The sequence below is a fragment of the Luteococcus japonicus genome, from assembly GCF_003752415.1.
In the GTDB taxonomy this organism is placed as follows: domain Bacteria; phylum Actinomycetota; class Actinomycetes; order Propionibacteriales; family Propionibacteriaceae; genus Luteococcus; species Luteococcus japonicus.
The window spans coordinates 2948450-2964109 of record NZ_RKHG01000001.1; the positions used below are offsets into that span (position 1 = coordinate 2948450).

General features: G+C 69.9%; 16 protein-coding genes and 1 pseudogene. 12 read left to right on the top strand and 5 right to left on the bottom strand.

Annotated features, from left to right (window positions below):
* The first annotated feature begins 27 nt into the window (after positions 1–27).
* Positions 28–303, top strand: coding sequence for an Lrp/AsnC family transcriptional regulator (locus EDD41_RS14020; protein ID WP_123576326.1), 276 nt, complete (start codon positions 28–30; stop codon positions 301–303).
* Here EDD41_RS14020 and EDD41_RS14025 read toward each other — a convergent pair.
* Positions 265–1992 (bottom strand): DEDD exonuclease domain-containing protein, encoded by a 1728-nt coding sequence (locus EDD41_RS14025; protein WP_123576327.1) that lies wholly within the window; start codon positions 1990–1992, stop codon positions 265–267. The two genes, EDD41_RS14020 and EDD41_RS14025, sit on opposite strands and share 39 nt — an antisense overlap.
* Before the next feature lie 151 nt (positions 1993–2143).
* On the opposite strand from EDD41_RS14025, the gene EDD41_RS14030 reads away from it, so the two are divergent.
* Positions 2144–3289 (top strand): C40 family peptidase, encoded by a 1146-nt coding sequence (locus EDD41_RS14030; RefSeq protein WP_123576328.1) that lies wholly within the window; start codon positions 2144–2146, stop codon positions 3287–3289.
* Positions 3289–4335: an ROK family glucokinase gene (locus tag EDD41_RS14035; protein ID WP_094766148.1), complete on the top strand. Its 1047-nt coding sequence runs from the start codon at positions 3289–3291 to the stop codon at positions 4333–4335. The genes EDD41_RS14030 and EDD41_RS14035 overlap by 1 nt, the downstream gene beginning before the upstream one ends.
* A gap of 7 nt (positions 4336–4342) precedes the next feature.
* On the opposite strand, the gene EDD41_RS14040 is transcribed toward EDD41_RS14035, so the two are convergent.
* The gene (locus tag EDD41_RS14040; protein WP_123576329.1) at positions 4343–4705 is read right to left on the bottom strand and encodes a hypothetical protein; all 363 of its coding nucleotides are present in this window, start codon (positions 4703–4705) and stop codon (positions 4343–4345) included.
* A 63-nt stretch (positions 4706–4768) separates the two neighbouring features.
* On the opposite strand from EDD41_RS14040, the gene EDD41_RS14045 reads away from it, so the two are divergent.
* Genes EDD41_RS14045 through EDD41_RS14075 form a run of 7 tightly spaced genes read left to right on the top strand, consistent with a single transcriptional unit; the run spans position 4769 to position 11326 of the window.
* Complete coding sequence (locus EDD41_RS14045) at positions 4769–5713, top strand: lysophospholipid acyltransferase family protein (RefSeq protein ID WP_123576330.1); 945 nt, start codon at positions 4769–4771, stop codon at positions 5711–5713.
* 7 nt (positions 5714–5720) lie between these two features.
* Positions 5721–6872, top strand: coding sequence for a MacS family sensor histidine kinase (gene macS / locus EDD41_RS14050; RefSeq protein ID WP_123576331.1), 1152 nt, complete (start codon positions 5721–5723; stop codon positions 6870–6872).
* Positions 6873–6889: 17 nt separating this feature from the next.
* Positions 6890–7534: a response regulator gene (locus EDD41_RS14055; protein ID WP_123576332.1), complete on the top strand. Its 645-nt coding sequence runs from the start codon at positions 6890–6892 to the stop codon at positions 7532–7534.
* Positions 7535–7591: 57 nt separating this feature from the next.
* Entirely contained in the window at positions 7592–8980 is a 1389-nt protein-coding gene (locus tag EDD41_RS14060) for a class II 3-deoxy-7-phosphoheptulonate synthase (protein WP_123576333.1), read from the top strand.
* 14 nt (positions 8981–8994) lie between these two features.
* On the top strand, positions 8995–10023 hold the full coding sequence (locus tag EDD41_RS14065) for a threonine aldolase family protein (protein WP_123576334.1): 1029 nt from the start codon (positions 8995–8997) through the stop codon (positions 10021–10023).
* Positions 10024–10055: 32 nt separating this feature from the next.
* Positions 10056–10646 carry a hypothetical protein gene (locus tag EDD41_RS14070; protein ID WP_148060579.1) on the top strand — a complete coding sequence of 197 codons (591 nt, stop codon included), beginning with the start codon at positions 10056–10058 and terminating at the stop codon, positions 10644–10646.
* A 38-nt stretch (positions 10647–10684) separates the two neighbouring features.
* Positions 10685–11326, top strand: a complete 642-nt coding sequence (locus EDD41_RS14075) for an MBL fold metallo-hydrolase (RefSeq protein ID WP_123576336.1) — start codon at positions 10685–10687, stop codon at positions 11324–11326.
* 3 nt (positions 11327–11329) lie between these two features.
* Here EDD41_RS14075 and EDD41_RS18230 read toward each other — a convergent pair whose 3' ends face one another.
* Both EDD41_RS18230 and pknB read right to left on the bottom strand, forming a co-directional pair.
* A complete protein-coding gene (locus EDD41_RS18230; RefSeq protein ID WP_425454359.1) occupies positions 11330–11521 on the bottom strand; it encodes a PASTA domain-containing protein in 192 nt (63 codons plus the stop codon).
* 21 nt (positions 11522–11542) lie between these two features.
* Positions 11543–13351: pseudogene (pknB, locus tag EDD41_RS14080) on the bottom strand (Stk1 family PASTA domain-containing Ser/Thr kinase); the annotation flags it as partial.
* A 142-nt stretch (positions 13352–13493) separates the two neighbouring features.
* Here pknB and EDD41_RS14085 point away from each other — a divergent pair.
* Together EDD41_RS14085 and EDD41_RS14090 are read left to right on the top strand one after the other, a co-directional pair.
* Positions 13494–14231 carry a thiamine phosphate synthase gene (locus EDD41_RS14085; RefSeq protein ID WP_148060581.1) on the top strand — a complete coding sequence of 246 codons (738 nt, stop codon included), beginning with the start codon at positions 13494–13496 and terminating at the stop codon, positions 14229–14231.
* Positions 14231–14551, top strand: coding sequence for a barstar family protein (locus EDD41_RS14090; RefSeq protein WP_123576339.1), 321 nt, complete (start codon positions 14231–14233; stop codon positions 14549–14551). Before EDD41_RS14085 ends, EDD41_RS14090 begins: the two co-directional genes overlap by 1 nt.
* Here EDD41_RS14090 and EDD41_RS14095 read toward each other — a convergent pair.
* Positions 14548–15657 (bottom strand): polyprenyl synthetase family protein, encoded by a 1110-nt coding sequence (locus tag EDD41_RS14095; RefSeq protein ID WP_094766136.1) that lies wholly within the window; start codon positions 15655–15657, stop codon positions 14548–14550. The two genes, EDD41_RS14090 and EDD41_RS14095, sit on opposite strands and share 4 nt — an antisense overlap.
* Positions 15658–15660 lie beyond the last annotated feature (3 nt).

Sequence of the window (15660 nt, forward strand, 5' to 3'; positions counted from 1 at the left end):
AGGGGCCGTCGCACTAGGATTCAGGGCATGATCACCGCCATTGTCTTCGTCAAGGCCGATGTCGCCCGCATTCCCGAGGTTGCCCAGCAGATCGCCGCACTCGACGGGGTCAGCGAGGTCTACTCCGTCACCGGAACCATCGACCTGATCGTCATGGTCCGGGTGCGCGACACCGATGCCGTTGCAGAGGTGATCGCGGACCACCTCAACAAGGTTCCCGGCGTGACCGAGACCGAGACGCACATCGCCTTCCGCACCTTCAGCTCACACGACCTGGACGCCGCCTTCTCCCTGGGTCTGTGACAGGCTGATCCCGACGTGGATCGGCCAGCTCCACTCGCCATCCACCTCCATCAGCCGCACGCCGGGCGTCTCCAGCCAGGAAGCGAGGAGTTCGCACTCCTCGATGGTGGCCGCCGGCATCCCGGGCCGCGTGGGCACCACCGTCTCGGCCAGGGCGACCGTCTCGCGGGCGATGCGCTGCGGCACCTCGCCGGGGGCGCTGTGCGCCGCCGCGGCCAGCCGACCGTACCGGATCACGTGGATCATCCACCCTCCGTCGTCTGCACGCAGGGCCGCCACGATCTGCGGGCAACGGGCCACCGAACCCAACCGCTGGCCCCGCACGGTGGCGCGGGTGTAGCCCTCCAGACGAGTGGACAGGACCGCCGCCTCCTCGAAACGCTCCTGCGTGACCAGGCGACCCATCCGCCGACCCACCCGGCCCAGCACGGGCCGCACGTCATGGGTGAGGGCCTGGCGGACCTGCTCCACCAGCTCCGGATATGCCTGGGCCGCCTCGCCCAGTTGGCAGGGTGCCGTGCACCGTGACATCTCCGCCAGGGCACAGGCCTGGGAGGGCTTGCGAGCCGAGAGGCGCTTGGTGCACTGACGGATCGGGAAGGCGTCGTAGAGCGCCAGCATGGCCTCGTCAGCGGCCTGCCGATTGCGGAAGGGACCCCAGTACTGGCAGCCGTCGTCGGCCACGGCACGCACCACCGACAGCCGAGGGAAGGCCTCCTGGGTGAGCTTGACCCACAGCAGGCGGTCCTGATTGCGGGAACGACGGTTGTAGCGCGGTGCGTGGGAGCGGATCAGCCGCAGCTCGCGGACCTCCGCCTCCAGCGGCGTGGCGCAGACGTGGGCCTCGACCCCGGTGGCCACCCGCACCATCTCCTCCATCCGGCCTCGCTTCTCGCTGGCGGTGAAGTAGGTGCGCACCCGGGTGCGGATGTTCTTGCTCTTGCCCACGTAGAGCACCTCGCGACGGGTGGTGCCGTCGTCGTGCATGTGGTCCGCGTAGAAGCAGTAGACGCCGGGTGAGGTGGGCAGGTCCTGGGCCCAGACCCGCTTGGCTCGCCGCTGTGGCGAGACACGACGGGTGAACTCCAGCAGGTCCTCCAGGCTGTCGACGCCCAGGTTGCCGATCCGCTCCAGCAGGCCATGCAGCACGTCGACCGTGGCGCGGGCATCGGACAGGGCGCGGTGGTCCGGGGTCGTGGCCGCGCGGAAGTGGGCCGCGAGCGTCCCCAGCTTGCAGTTGGGGACCTCGTCGCGCAGCAGCACCTGCCGGGCCAGGGCGACGGTGTCGACCACGGCGTTGCCCGGCCAGTCGACGTCGTGGTCCACGCACGCGCGCTTGAGGAAGCCGATGTCGAAGCCGGCATTGTGTGCCACCAGCACACTGCCGCGGCTGAACTCCAGGAAGCTCGGCAGGACCTGACCGATCCGGGGCTGGTGCAGCACCATGGAGTCCGTGATGCCGGTCAGCACTGCCACCATGGCGGGGATGTGACCGCCCGGATTCACCAGCGTCTGGAACTCGCCGAGGATCCGCCCGCCCCGGACCTTCACGGCGCCGATCTCCGTGATGGCACTGTCCGCTCCGCTGCCGGTGGTCTCCAGGTCCACGACGACGAAGGTCACCTCGGGCAGGGGAGTCCCCAGGTCCTCGAAGCTCGGCTGGCTGGCTCGATAGGCGGCGTCGGTCATGGCACCAGACGCTAGACACCTCCTCTGACAGTTTTCGCGCGAGGACCGTGGCGGGTGTGCTGAAGACTTCGCCGCCCGTTTGGTGGGGCCCTGTGCCGCGAATAGAATTCGACTGGCTGTCCCGGTGTGGGGCGGCGGCGATGGGAGACAGATGGTGGGCACCTTCAGGCGAGCAGTCGGCGCGATGGCTGTGGCGGGAGTCCTGGCCACCTCGCAGTTGACCGTTGCGCCGCGAGCCCAGGCGGATCCGGACGCCGTGGCCAAGGCCCAGGAGGCCCTGCAGAAGATCGAGGCCGAGAGTTCGGCCATCGACGCCCGCTACATCCAGCTGCAGTCCCAGCTCGACGATGCCTCCACGGCGCTGGGCGAGGCAACCAAGGACCTCGACGGCCAGCGCGCCAAGGTGGGGGAGCTGAGCAAGCACCTGGGCCAGTTCGCCATGCTGCGCTACCAGACCAGCGGTGTCGACATGACGACCACGCTGCTGACCAGCGACGACGAGGCCGACTTCCTCAACCAGCTGTCCACCATCCAGACCGTCACCGATCGCGCCAACGACCGGGTGCAGACACTCCAGCTCGCCCAGGCGGACCTGGCCGTCACCCAGCAGGAGGCCGCGCAGGCCCGCCAGCGCATTGCCAAGGACAAGGCGGAACAGGCCAAGGTCGCCGCCGAGTACCGAAAGAAGGAGGCCGAGGCGCAACAGGTCCTCGACCGCCTCACCGCGGAGGAGAAGGAGCGGCTGGCCGAACTCGAGCGCAAGCAGGAGCAGGAGCGACAGGCGAAGGCTCGGGAGGCCATCGAAGCGGCCCGCCAGGCGGAGGCCGCCAGTGCCAGTGCGAGTGCCTCAGCGCCCCCCAGCGCCTCACCGACGCCCGGTGCCTCGCCCAGCTCGTCCGAGACCCCCACGTCGGAAGCCGATGACACGGCCGCTGCGGCGGCCGGCAGCGGACGCGCCTCCGATGCGGTCTCCTTCGCCCTCGCACAGGTGGGCAAATCCTATGTGATGGGGGCCACGGGGCCGGGAGCCTATGACTGTTCCGGCCTCATGCTGCGTGCCTGGGGCAATGCGGGCGTCTCGCTGCCGCGCACCTCGCAGGCCCAGTTCGGCGCCGGGAGCTCCGTGGCCACCAGTGGCCTGCAGCCCGGTGACCTGGTCTTCTACTACTCCGGAATCAGCCACGTCGGCATGTACATCGGCAAGGGCATGATCGTGCACGCCTCGAACCCGCGCACCGGGGTGAAGGTCTCCCCGGTGGACTCGATGCCCGTGGCGGGCGCCCGGCGGGTGGGCTGATGCTCAGCATCGGGATCGACATCGGCGGCACGAAGGTGGCCGCCGGTGTGGTCGACGACGAGGGCAATGTCCTGCGGCGGCTGCAACGCCCGACGCCCTCACGCAGCCCGGAGGCCGTCGAGGACGCCATCGTCGAGGTGGTCGAGGAGCTGGCCGCCAGCCATGACGTCGGTGCCGTCGGCATCGGTGCCGCGGGCTGGGTGGACACCGACCAGGCGATAGTGCGCTTCTCGCCCCACCTGGCCTGGCGCAATGAGCCGCTCAAGGCGCGGCTGAACCAGCGCATCGACCTGCCCGTGATCGTCGACAATGACGCCAATGCCGCCGCCTGGGCCGAGTACCGCTACGGTGCCGGCCGCAATGCCAGCGTGATGGTCTGCCTCACCCTGGGCACGGGCATCGGCGGTGCCGTGGTGATCAATGGCCGGCTCTTCCGTGGCCGTTACGGCATGGCCGGGGAGTTCGGCCACATGGGCGTCGTCCCGGAAGGACATTGGTGCCCCTGCGGAAACCGCGGGTGCTGGGAGCAGTACGCGTCGGGCAATTCGCTGGTGCGCGACGCCAAGGCCCTGCTGCGGGAGAACTCGCCCCAGGTCAGGGGACTGCTGGACCGGATCGGCGGGGACATCGACGCCCTCGTGGGGCCCGACGTGACCGCCGCCGCCATGGAGGGAGACCAGATCGCCATCGAGCTGATCAGCGACGTGGGCTTCTGGCTCGGCAAGGGCATCGCCAACCTGGCCGCGGCACTGGACCCGGACCTCTTCGTGATCGGTGGCGGTGTCTCGGCCGCCGGTGACCTGTTGTTGACGCCGGCACAGCAGGCCTTCGACCGGACCCTGACCGGCCGCGGTTTCCGTCCGCCGGCCCAACTGGTGCTGGCCGAATTCCGCAATGATGCCGGGCTGGTGGGAGCGGCTGACCTGGCGCGGCATTCCATGGTCGAGCCGCCCGGTGTGGCCCGCGGATTCTGGCCTCGTCGTCGCCGCAAGGGACGCCTGCGCCGGCTCCGCGAGCTGATGGTCGAGGTCCCGCCGCGCGTCTGAGCCCGGCTCAGACCCGGGCTCCGTCGCCGTCCTCGTCGCGGTGCCTGGGAAGGTTGGCGAGCAGCAGGACCAGCCCCGCCACAAAGGCGGTCACCGCCCAAGGGCCCAGTCCCAATCGACGTACCGGCGCGCCGAAGAGCGCGGCCAGGCCGGTCACCACCCCGAAGCCGAGCAGGATGCTGCATGCCAGCCACACCCCGGTGGGGACCGGCACGGGTGGCCGGGGCGGCACGAAGGGCTCGTCCGGTTCGTCGGGCTCGGCCCGGTCCATGGCCTCGGTGAGGTTGAAGGGCTCCGGCTCACCGAACTCGGCATCCATGATGGATTTGAAGCGGGCCCTGGTGTCATCGGAGTCCTCATCGCGCGTCACGCACCCCAGCCTATGCCGAGCGTCCTGCGGGGTGTCCGGCGATGACTGGCCTAGCCTGTAGGGGTGGAAACCAGGACCCAGGACGCAGACGTGTTCCAGCCCGACGAGAATGCCCCGGCCCGGGCCGTGCTGGACCGGACCCGGCAGGCATGGGGGCGGGCCGCGCAGGCCGTGAGCGTGCTGGTCGACGGCGAGGAGCACGTGCCGGCCGACGGCGGGGTCATCGTCGCCTTCAACCATGTCGCTCCGCTGGACCGGCTCCGTTTCACACTTGCGGGGCGGCGGGTGCGTTTCCTGACCAGCTCTCCGGTGGATGCCGTGCGACGCGTCTGGGGCAGGAGCGAGGCCCGGACGGATGATCCCGAGGCGGCCCTGATCAGGCGGGCCGCGGAGCTGCTGGCGCGCGGCGAGATGGTGGGGATCTTCCTGGAAGGACGTCGATCCCCGGACGGACGGCTCTACCGGGGCCAGCCGTTGCTGGCTCGCATCGTCGCCGAGACCGGCGCCCCGGTCCTCCCGGTGGCGAGCGTCGACGAGGGTGGGGTCCTGGGACGCACCGTCGGCCCTCGGCTGGCCGTGGGGCCCGCGGTGGACCTGGGGCGTTTTCTTCCCGCCGATGACGAGTTCGCCCGCCAGTGCATCACCGACGCGGTGACCAGCGCCCTGCTGGAGCTGTCCGGACAGGTCTACATGGACGTCGACAGCTCGCAGCGACGGGCACAGCTCGGTGAGCAGCGGCGCAGCAGCCGGGAGGCGGTGCGCGCCCAGGTGCGGGCCCGCAAGGCCGAGGAACTGGCACGCACACAGCAGCGCATCGCGGACCGCCAGGCGGAGACCGCCGAACTGGCTCGGATCCAGGCCCAGGCCGCGCTGGCCGCCCACGAGCACGCACGTCGAGCCGCCGAGGCCGATGCGGTCCAGCGCCGGGTGCGGGCCACGCGGCTTCCCGCCGACGGCAGCCAGGGGCACCGGGGTCCGAAGGACCCCCTGCTGCACGACCAGCTGTGAGCCGCCCATGACCGTCTCCCACCGCGACGACACCGACCTGCTGCACCCGGTGTACTCCATCACCAACCGCTTGCGCTGGCTGCTGCTGGCGCACGCCCTGGTGGTCAACGCCCTGCGCCTCGACGAGGTGGCACATCCGCGGGCGTTGGTGGTGGTGTGTGCCATGATGCTCGCCTGGACGCCGGTGGTGGGTCACCTGCAGGCTCGGCAGGCCTCGCGCACCACTGTGGTGATGTTGGCGGACTTCTTGATCACGATGGTCCTGGTGGGTACCTCGCGCTGGGTGCTGGGGCGGCCGGCACTGGTGGACTCCTATCTGCCCGCACCGGTCTTCTGGTTGGCGGCCTCCCCGATGGTTGTGGCGGTCTGGCGTGGCAAGTGGTGGGGACTGACCTGCGCCGCCCTGATCTCGGCGGTGAAGTTCGTGCAGGAGCCGCGGCCCGACGAGCGCGTCTGGTCGGCGGTGCTCACGCTGGGTGTGTGCGCCTGGGGCCTGGGCTGCATCGTCGACACGATGCGGGACTCGATGGCGGACCGGGACGCGCACCATGCCCGTCTGGCGGCGCTGGCCGAGCGGGACCGGCTCAACCGGATCGTCCACGACGGTGCCCTGCAGGTGCTGGCGATGGTGGAGCGCGAAGGGCCAGAACTGGGCCCCAAGGGGCGGCACCTCGCGCAGGTGGCCCGCCAGCAGGAGGGCATGCTGCGGCGGCTGCTGCAGGACCGTGCGGTGGACCTGCCGGGCAAGATGCCACAGGTGAGCACCACGGACGTCGCCTCCATGCTGGAGGCCCATGCGGGGGACCGGGTGACGGTGTCGGTGATGGCCGGTGAGGCGCCGATGGAGGCCGCCCGGGCGGCGGAGCTGGATGCCGCGGTCAGTGAGGTGCTGCTCAATGTCACCAAGCATGCCGGGCCGGAAGCACAGGCGTGGATCCTGCTGGAGGATGACGGGGATGAACTGATCGTCTCCGTACGGGACAATGGCGTCGGGATGTCCCGGGACCAGGTGGAGCTGGCCTCCACCATGGGCCGGATGGGCATCCACGACTCGATCATGGGGCGGATCGGGGACATCGGTGGTGTGGCCGTGGCCCGGTCCCAGCCCGGACGGGGCGTCGAGTGGGAGTTCAGGATCCCGATGGAGGAGCGAGGATGACGTGCAGGCGTCGAGTGATGCTGGTTGACGACCACCCGATGTGGATCGACGCGCTGAGCGAGGACCTGGTGGCGGACAGCTTCGAGATCGTCGCCGTCGCCCACAATGGCGACGAGTGCCTCCGTCGCGCCCGCGCCACCCGTCCCGAGGTGATCGTGATGGACCTGCGGATTCCCGAGCCCGACGGCGCCACCTGCATCCAGGTGCTGCTGCGCGAGTTCCCGGACACCCAGGTCCTGGTGGTCTCCGCCTCCGGTGAGCGCGACGACGTGCTGCGTGCCGTCAAGGCCGGGGCCAAGGGATACCTGGTCAAGTCGGCCTCCCGCGCCGAGCTGGTGGAGGGTGTGCGCCGCACCGCGCAGGGCGATGCCGTCTTCACCCCCGGGCTGGCCGGGCTGGTGCTGGGGGAGTTCCGACGGATGGCGACCGTGGCCCAGCAACACAACGAGGCCAGCCCCCAGCTGACCTCCCGGGAGATCGACGTGCTGCGTCGCGTCGCCAAGGGGATGGCCTACCGGGAGATCGCCGACGAACTGTTCGTCAGTCACCGCACCGTGCAGAACCACGTGCAGAACGTGCTGCGCAAGCTCCAGCTGCACAACCGCGTCGAGCTGACCCTGTATGCCATCGAGCAGGGCTTCGGAGAAGACCCCGACGCGTGAACCGGCAGCCGTGGACGTCGCACGGCACCGTCGCCGGCCATGGCTAAGGTGGTGCCCATGGCCGATTCCGTCCCCACGCTGGAAGAACTGCACGCCCTCCCGAAGGTGCAGCAGCCCACCTATGACGATCCCGCCGAGGTGGAGCGCGTCACGGACCAGCTGCGTCACCTCCCTCCGCTGGTCTTCGCCGGGGAGTGTGACGAACTGCGCGAGAAACTGGCCGAGGTGGCCCAGGGACGCGCCTTCCTGCTCCAGGGCGGCGACTGCGCCGAGACCTTCGACACCGTGACGGGCGACAACGTCAAGGGCAAGCTGCGCGTGCTGCTCAGCATGGCCGTGGTGATGACCTACGCGGGGCAGGTGCCGGTGGTGAAGGTGGGCCGCATCGCCGGCCAGTACGCCAAGCCGCGCAGCAAGGACCTCGAGACCCGTGGCGGCGTCAGTCTGCCCGCCTACCGCGGCGACGCCGTCAATGGTTTCGACTTCACTCCCGAGGCCCGCCGGCACGACCCCGAGCGACTGCTGCGGATCTACAACGCCTCGTCGGCCACGCTGAACCTGGTGCGCGCCTTCGTCAAGGGCGGCTTCGCGGACCTGCGCAGCATCCACAGCTGGAATGCCGACTTCGTGCGCAATTCCAATGTGGAGAACCGCTACGAGGCGCTGGCTGACGAGATCGAGCGGGCACTGGCCTTCATGGTGACCTGCGGCGTCAGCGACCAGACCCTGTCCGAGGTGGACTTCTACGCCAGCCACGAGGCCCTGCTGCTGGACTACGAGCACGCCATGACCCGGATCGACTCGCGCTCCCAGCTGCCCTACGACACCTCGGGCCACATGGTGTGGATCGGGGAGCGCACCCGCCAGCTGGACGGTGCGCACGTGAAGCTGCTGGCCAGCGTGCAGAACCCGATCGGCATCAAGCTGGGCCCCACCAGCACTCCCGAGGACGCGATCGCGCTCGCCGACGCCCTGGACCCGGACCGGATTCCCGGCCGGATCACTTTCATCACCCGGATGGGTGCGGCCAATGTGCGGGAGAAGCTGCCGCCGCTGGTCAAGGGCATCGAAGCCTCGGGCCGCAAGGTGGTCTGGGTCTGTGATCCGATGCACGGCAACACCTTCGAGGCCGCCAACGGCTACAAGACCCGCTCCTACTCCGACGTGGTGGAGGAGCTCAACGGCTTCTTCGACGTGCACGACGAGCTGGGCACCTGGCCCGGTGGCGTGCACATCGAGCTGACCGGTGATGACGTCACCGAATGCGTCGGCGGCGCCTTCCAGCTGGGCGAGGCGGACTTGGCCAATCGCTACGAGACCACCTGCGACCCGCGGCTGAACCGCAACCAGTCCCTGGAACTGGCCTTCATGGTGGCCGAGCGCCTGAGCGATGGCCGGATCAAGCGTCCCACCCTGATCGACGAGTTCCGTCACCTCGACTTCTGAGGAAGGCTCTTCCTGTGATCGACCTGCGTTCGGACACCGTCACGAAGCCCACCGAGGCGATGCGGCGCGCCATGATGGAGGCGCCGGTGGGCGACGACGTCTACGGCGAGGACCCGACGATCGCCGAGCTGGAGGCGCGGGTCGCCAGCCTGCTGGGGCACGAGGCAGGGCTGTTCACGCCCACTGGCTCCATGGCGAACCTGCTGGGCATCTGGCTGCACGTGCCCGCCGGTGCCGAGGTCCTGTGCGATGCGCAGGCACACATCGTGCGGGCGGAGATGGGCGCGCACGCCCAACTGCACGGCATCACGACGCGCACCTGGACCACCTCCGACGGGATCGTGGACGCGGCGACGGTGGCTGAGGCCATCGCGCCGGACAACGGTCCCTTCCTGGTGCGCACCGCCGCGATCGAGATCGAGAACACCCACAACTTCGGTGGCGGGACCATCCATTCCGCCAAGACCCTGCGCGAGATCCGCTCACTGGCCCTCGACGCCGGCCTGAAGACCCACCTCGACGGGGCACGGCTGTGGAATGCCCACGTCGCCACCGGAACATCACTTGCCGACTACGGCGCCTGCTTCGATTCGGTGAGCGTCTGCCTGTCCAAGGGGCTGGGCGCCCCGGTCGGTTCCGTGCTGGTGGGATCCGCCGAGGACATGGCGCGCGCCCGGGTGCAGCGCAAGCGCCTGGGTGGCGGTTGGCGTCAGGCCGGGTTGCTGGCGGCGGCAGGACTGCATGCCCTGGACCACCACGTGGAGCGGCTGGCCGAGGACCACGCCGCGGCAAGGGCCTTCGCCGAGGCCGTGGGGCTGGCCGCGCCGGGATCGGTGGGGCCGGAGAAGGTTCCCACCAACATCGTCGTCGTGAAGACTGGGGAGCGGCCCGCGGGTGAGGTCGTGGCCGCGGCCGCCGGCCAGGGTGTCGCCCTGTCGGCCGTCGGTGCCCATCTGGTCCGGGCGGTCACCCACCTGGACGTGAGCCTCGACGACTGCCGTCGCGCCGGCCAGATGCTGGGTTCCCTGCTGGCCGACGGCTGACAAGCGCTGCGCCACCTGCGAGGCTGTGCTCCATGGATGAAAACGTGTTGCACGGCGTGGACCCCTGGCCTGGCAACCTGGCCGACGCCAGCGCCCCCACGGTCCTGGTGCTGCCGGGGGCGCGTTATCCGGCACAGCTTCCCGGGCTGGCACTGCCACTCAGGGCACTGACCCTCGACGGGTGGAATGCCCATGTGGCCCGCTGGACGGTGGGCCCCGGCATCGCCACCGAACAGGCCCAGGAACTGGTGGACGAGGCAATCGCCGCCTTCGTGGACCGGCACGGGCTGCCCGACCTGGTTCTGGCCAAGTCCGTGGGCACTCGCGCCGCCGGCTGGGCCGCCACCAATCGGATTCCAGCGGTCTGGACCACGCCCTTGCTCGATGAGCACACGTGCGTCGAGGCACTGCGAGCCGCCAGTGCTCCGGCATTGCTCGTGGCAGGCACCGAAGACCGTGCCTGGGACGCCCACACTGCAGCACACACCAAGCTCCCGGTGCACCTGATTGCCGGACCGGGCCACGGCTGGCAGTGCGACGACTGGCGTCGCGAGCTGGAGGTGCTGGCCGAACTCACGCGGGTAGTGGCCGATTTCGCCGCCCGCGTGGCTGCCCCCAGCTGACCTCGACAGCTCGGGCATGGCGAGCAAGACTGGGGCACATGCAGATCACCCAGCTTGGACACTCCGCCCTGCTCGCCGAGACCGCGCAACAGCGGGTTCTGATCGACCCCGGCGCCTTCTCCGACGCCTGGCACGGCCTGACGGACCTGGATGCAATCCTGGTCACCCACCTGCACCCGGACCACGCGGATCCCGAGCACCTGCCTGCCCTGGTGGCGGCCAATCCGCAGGCCAGAGTCCTCGTAGAGCCCGGCGTCATTGATGCCGTCGACCTCAAGGGCCGCGGCGAGGGCCTCAACGCGGACAGCTCCGTCTCCCTGGGCGGGCTGAAGGTCTCCGCCGTCGGCGGCACCCACGCCGTGATCCACCGCGACATTCCGCTGATCGGCAATGTGGGGCTGGTGCTGGAGAGCGAGGGGGAGCCGACGCTCTTCCATCCCGGCGACTCGCTGGCCACCGCCCCCGCGGGGATCGACCTCGTCGCCGTTCCCGTCATGGGGCCGTGGGCCGCGATGAAGGAGACCGTCGACTTCGTGCGCGATGTGGAGGCACCGCGAGCTTTCATGATCCACGACGGACTGGTCAATGAGCGTGGTTGGGCCCTGCTGCACGAGCAGATCAGCAACCTGGGCCCCGCGGTCATCGAGGACCACCGCGACCAGCAGCCCTGGACGGTGTGATCCTCAGATCACCCAGATGGTGACCGTCGAACCCTGCTTGGCCTTCTGGCCCTCGAGGGGAGCGGCGGCCTTCACCCTGTCCTCACGCAGCCAGTCGGGCGTGGCATGCATCACCTGGGTCTTGAAGCCGGCCGCGCTCAGTGCGGCGGTCGCCTCCGCCTCGTGCTTGCCGCCCACCTGGGGGACCGTCACCATGACCGGTCCCTTGGAGACGGTCAGCGTGATGCTGTCGCCGCGCTTGCCGTCGCCACCATTCGGCGTCTGGGAGATGACCTCGCCCTTGTCGACGTCGTCGGAGTTCTGCTCGACGACCTTGACCGTGAAGCCGGCCTCCTGCAGCTTGCTGCGTGCCCGGTCCGCCTTCTTGCCGGTCTGGTCGCCGATGGCAATCGGCTGTGGACCCTTGCTGACCACCAGGTTGATGCTGGCGCCACGACGCAACTGGGCGCCCTTGGCCTGGCTGACCGTGGCGATGATGCCCTGCGGCACGCTCTCCGAATGGTCCTCGGAGACCTGGCCGACGGCCAGTGCGGCTCCCTCGATGGCAGTGCGCGCCTGGTCCAGGTTCATCCCCACCACCGACGGCATCGCGTGGCGTTCGGGCCCGCGGGAGACCCAGGCGGTCATTGACGTGTCTTTCAGTACACGCCCACCCGCATCCGGTTCGGTGCGGATCACGACACCCTTGGGCACGGTCTCGGAGTAGCTCTGCTCCACCTCCAGTGCCAGTCCCTGCGCCTTGGCCAGCGCGACGGCCTGGGTCTGCGTCTGGTTGGCCAGCGACGGCGCGGCCTCGTAGCGGCCGCTGGTGAACCACCAGGAACCCACCCCGGCCGCGATGGTGAGCGCCAGGACGAGCAACAGCGCCAACAGCCCACGTCGACGCCGGGCCGCGCGACGACGGCGTTCGACGGCGGGGTCCACCGAGGAACCGCGCGGGACGTGCACGAGGGGGGTCCGGTCCTGCGCCGGAGCCGGAGCTGGCGGAGGCGGGGGCGTCATCGGGCTGTACGGATTGGAGCCCAGCGGTTCCGGGGGCGAGACCGGGGCCGGCGACACCGGTGCCGGCGGCAGGGTAACGGTGGGCGGGTCGTCGACGGCATTCATCGAGGCGCCCATTTGCGCGGTCAGTGCCGGATCATCGAGGATCCCGTGCCCCAGCGCCTTGCGGGCGGTGCGCACCAGCTGCAGCAGCTCACGCCCGTCGTGCGGGCGCTCGTCGGGTTCGCGCCTGGTACAGGCCAGCACCAGGGCGTCGAGATAGGGCGGGATGATCCGCCGTGAGTCCATCGAGCGCGGGTCATTGCCGGACAGCAGCGTCGACGGGGCGGGGATGTCGTTGTGCACATGGCTGTAGGCCACCTGGATGGGCGTCTCGCCCTGGTGTGGCTTCTTGCCCGTCAGCATCTCGAAGAGCACCACGCCGGCGGAGTACACGTCGGAACGGGTGTCGGCACGGCCGGTCGTGACCAGTTCCGGCGGCAGGTAGCTGACGGTGCCGATCAGCAGGCCCTGCGTCGCGGTCGCGGTCTGGGAGCTGACCGCGCGGGCGAGCCCGAAGTCACCCACCTTGATCTGGCCGCGGTCGCTGAGCAGCACGTTCTCCGGCTTCACGTCGCGGTGGACCAACCCGGCCTCGTGAGCACTGGCCAGGGCGCTGGCCATGTCCTCCATCACGTCGAGGGCACGTAGTGGCGGCAGCGGGGACTCGCGGGTGATCACGTGGCGCAGGGTGCATCCGGTGACGAATTCCATCACGATGTAGGGCCGGCCGTGGTCCGCGCCCTGGTCGAAGACGCTGACCACATGGGGATTGCTGAGGGTTGCGGCGGAGCGGGCCTCGCGGTCGAACTTGCGGGCGAACTCGGCGTCGTCGCCCAGCCCGTCGTGCATCACCTTGACCGCGACGGTGCGCGTGAGCCGGCGATCCTGGGCACGGTAGACCGTGGCCATGCCGCCACGAGCCAACTTTGACAAGATCTCGTAGCGACCATCCAGCACGCGGCCGACCAAGGGGTCGCTCATGCTCGTCGTGGTCACAACAGCTCCAAACACGGTCGGGGAAGGAAGGCCGTGTCAGCCCTTCGGGGCCGAAGGCCCGTCAGGATGAAGTGTAGGCGCCCCACAGACCAAAGCGGAGACGCGCCGCGCGCCCTATTCTGGTGGGGTGACTGCACTCATGGGACTGACCAGCCGGCTCAAGACAGCCAAGCTGCACCTGATCACCGACGTCCGCGCCAGTCAGGGCGACTTCCGGGACTTCGTCGTCGAGGTCATGCGCGGTGGCGTCGACATGCTGCAGGTGCGTGACGCCGACGCCACGCCCGAGCAGCTCAAGCACGCCCTGGAGATTGCCCAGAGCGCCGCCCTCCAGGTCAATGCCACCGTCGTGGTGGGGCATGACCTGGCCGTCGCCAAGGACTTCGAGGCCGACGTGCTGCACCTGGGCGCCGCGGACGAGCCGATCCTGGAGGCGCGTTCGGCCCTGCCCGAGCACTCCCTGGTGGGCCGTTCGGTGCACTCGGCCAGTCAACTGGCCAGTGCCCAGGCCGACTACCTCTTCGTGGGTCCCGTCTTCGGCGCCTCCCGCGACGGCATCGACTTCCCCGGGCTGGACCTGGTGCGGGAGGCCGCCCGCCAGGAGGTCGTCAGCGACCGCGATGCCACCCCATGGTTCGCCGTCGGGGGCATCACCCTGGCCAATCTGGAGCAGGTCATCGGCGCGGGTGCCGTGCGGGTGGCCGTCTCCGGTGCCGTCACGGGCTCCGATGACCCCCAGGCCATCGTCGCGCAGTTCAAGCAGGTGCTGCAGCAGACCTGGGACGACCGCCCGGAGATGGAGTCCTACACGATCGGCGCCTTCGGCAGCGGCACGGCGCATTTCAAGAACGACGGCGCGCTCTGATGAGCCACCCCTTCACCCCCGTCGACGTCCCGGAGAAGCGGGTCGTCGCGGAACTTTCGGAGGACTTGGTCGAGAGCCTCGCGCGGGTCGGCGGGGCCGTCGGGTTCGAGGGATCCGCGGGGCTCGACGAGCTGACCGATCACCTGGCCGCGCTCACGGAGCCGACGACGCTGGTGCTGGTGGGCTGGCAGCGGATGGCCTTCGCGGAGCCCGGTGCCTGGGCGGCGCTTCGTGCCGTGCTGGAACGGGCCGCGGATGCCGACGAGAACTTCGTCGTCCTGCACGGCCCGATCAGTCGCGACGGGAATGCAGCGCTCTAGTAGGCCCGACGCACGCAGGCCTCGGCCAGTGCGGCCAGGGCAGTGCGGCCCTCGTCGGTGACCCGAGCCTTCGCGAGTGCAGCCATGGCCGTCTCGAAGGCCTCGTCGATGGTCTGCTCGACGGCCTCCTTCGCGCCGCTGGCGGTGATGATCTGGCGGCCACGTTCCACCTGCTCGAGTCCCAGGCCGGCATCGCCCAGCATGGCGTCGAGCTCCGCGGCCTGGTCCGCGGGTGCTTGGGCCAGGGCGTGCGCCACCAGGACGGTGCGCTTGCCCTCTCGCAGGTCATCCCCGGCGGGCTTGCCGGTCAGCTGTTCGTCGCCGAAGATGCCCAGCAGGTCGTCACGGAACTGGAAGGCGCGCCCGATGGGGGAGGCGAAGACCGCCAGCTGGTCCATCAAATCTTGGTCCGCGCCGCCCAGCGCGGCCCCGAACTGCAGCGGGCGCTGCACCGTGTAGCGGTTGGTCTTGTACTCCACGACGCGGTTGGCCGTGACCAGCGCCTCGTCCAGGTCTGCCGTGGCGGGGGCGGACTGGGCGATCACGTCGAGGAACTGACCGCAGGTGACCTCCGTGCGCATGGCCTCGATCAGGGGTCGGCTGGGGGTCAGGCGGTCCGCGGGGATGCCGGCATTGGCGAGCATCTGCTCGCTCCACACCAGCAGCAGATCTCCCAGCAGGATGGCGCCGGCCCGGCCGAAGGCCTCGGCATTGCCGCGGCCGCCGCGCTGCCGGTGCAGTTCTTCGAACTGCATGTGGGCGGCCGGAACTCCTCGCCGGGTGTCGGAGGCGTCCATCACGTCGTCGTGCATCAGGGCGCTGACGTGCAGCAGGTCGAGGCTGGCCGCGGCCCGCACCAGGGACTCGACGTCGTCCGGTGCACCGCCGGCCGCCACGCGTCCCCAGTAGCAGAAGGCGGGGCGAATGCGCTTGCCGCCGCCGGTGAAGACGTTCGCCAAGTCCAGCGGGAGGTCGAGTTCCGGGCCGATGGCCGAGACCTCGGCGCGGCGGGCATCGAGGAAGTCCGTGATGGCCGTCTGGACGGCGTCACGGAAGTTCGTGCCGAGCGGATCGGCGGGGGCGAAGGCAGGCGTGCTGTTGACCACGAT

What these genes read in the sequence shown, in the direction of transcription:
- macS (WP_123576331.1), top strand. Translation starts at nt 5,721, where the DNA reads ATGACCGTCTCCCACCGCGACGACACCGACCTGCTGCACCCGGTGTAC.
- EDD41_RS14025 (WP_123576327.1), bottom strand. Translation starts at nt 1,992, where the DNA reads ATGACCGACGCCGCCTATCGAGCCAGCCAGCCGAGCTTCGAGGACCTG.
- EDD41_RS14075 (WP_123576336.1), top strand. Translation starts at nt 10,685, where the DNA reads ATGCAGATCACCCAGCTTGGACACTCCGCCCTGCTCGCCGAGACCGCG.
- EDD41_RS14035 (WP_094766148.1), top strand. Translation starts at nt 3,289, where the DNA reads ATGCTCAGCATCGGGATCGACATCGGCGGCACGAAGGTGGCCGCCGGT.
- EDD41_RS14090 (WP_123576339.1), top strand. Translation starts at nt 14,231, where the DNA reads ATGAGCCACCCCTTCACCCCCGTCGACGTCCCGGAGAAGCGGGTCGTC.
- EDD41_RS14070 (WP_148060579.1), top strand. Translation starts at nt 10,056, where the DNA reads ATGGATGAAAACGTGTTGCACGGCGTGGACCCCTGGCCTGGCAACCTG.
- EDD41_RS14055 (WP_123576332.1), top strand. Translation starts at nt 6,890, where the DNA reads ATGCTGGTTGACGACCACCCGATGTGGATCGACGCGCTGAGCGAGGAC.
- EDD41_RS14030 (WP_123576328.1), top strand. Translation starts at nt 2,144, where the DNA reads ATGGTGGGCACCTTCAGGCGAGCAGTCGGCGCGATGGCTGTGGCGGGA.
- EDD41_RS18230 (WP_425454359.1), bottom strand. Translation starts at nt 11,521, where the DNA reads ATGGTGACGGTCCCCCAGGTGGGCGGCAAGCACGAGGCGGAGGCGACC.
- EDD41_RS14060 (WP_123576333.1), top strand. Translation starts at nt 7,592, where the DNA reads ATGGCCGATTCCGTCCCCACGCTGGAAGAACTGCACGCCCTCCCGAAG.
- EDD41_RS14020 (WP_123576326.1), top strand. Translation starts at nt 28, where the DNA reads ATGATCACCGCCATTGTCTTCGTCAAGGCCGATGTCGCCCGCATTCCC.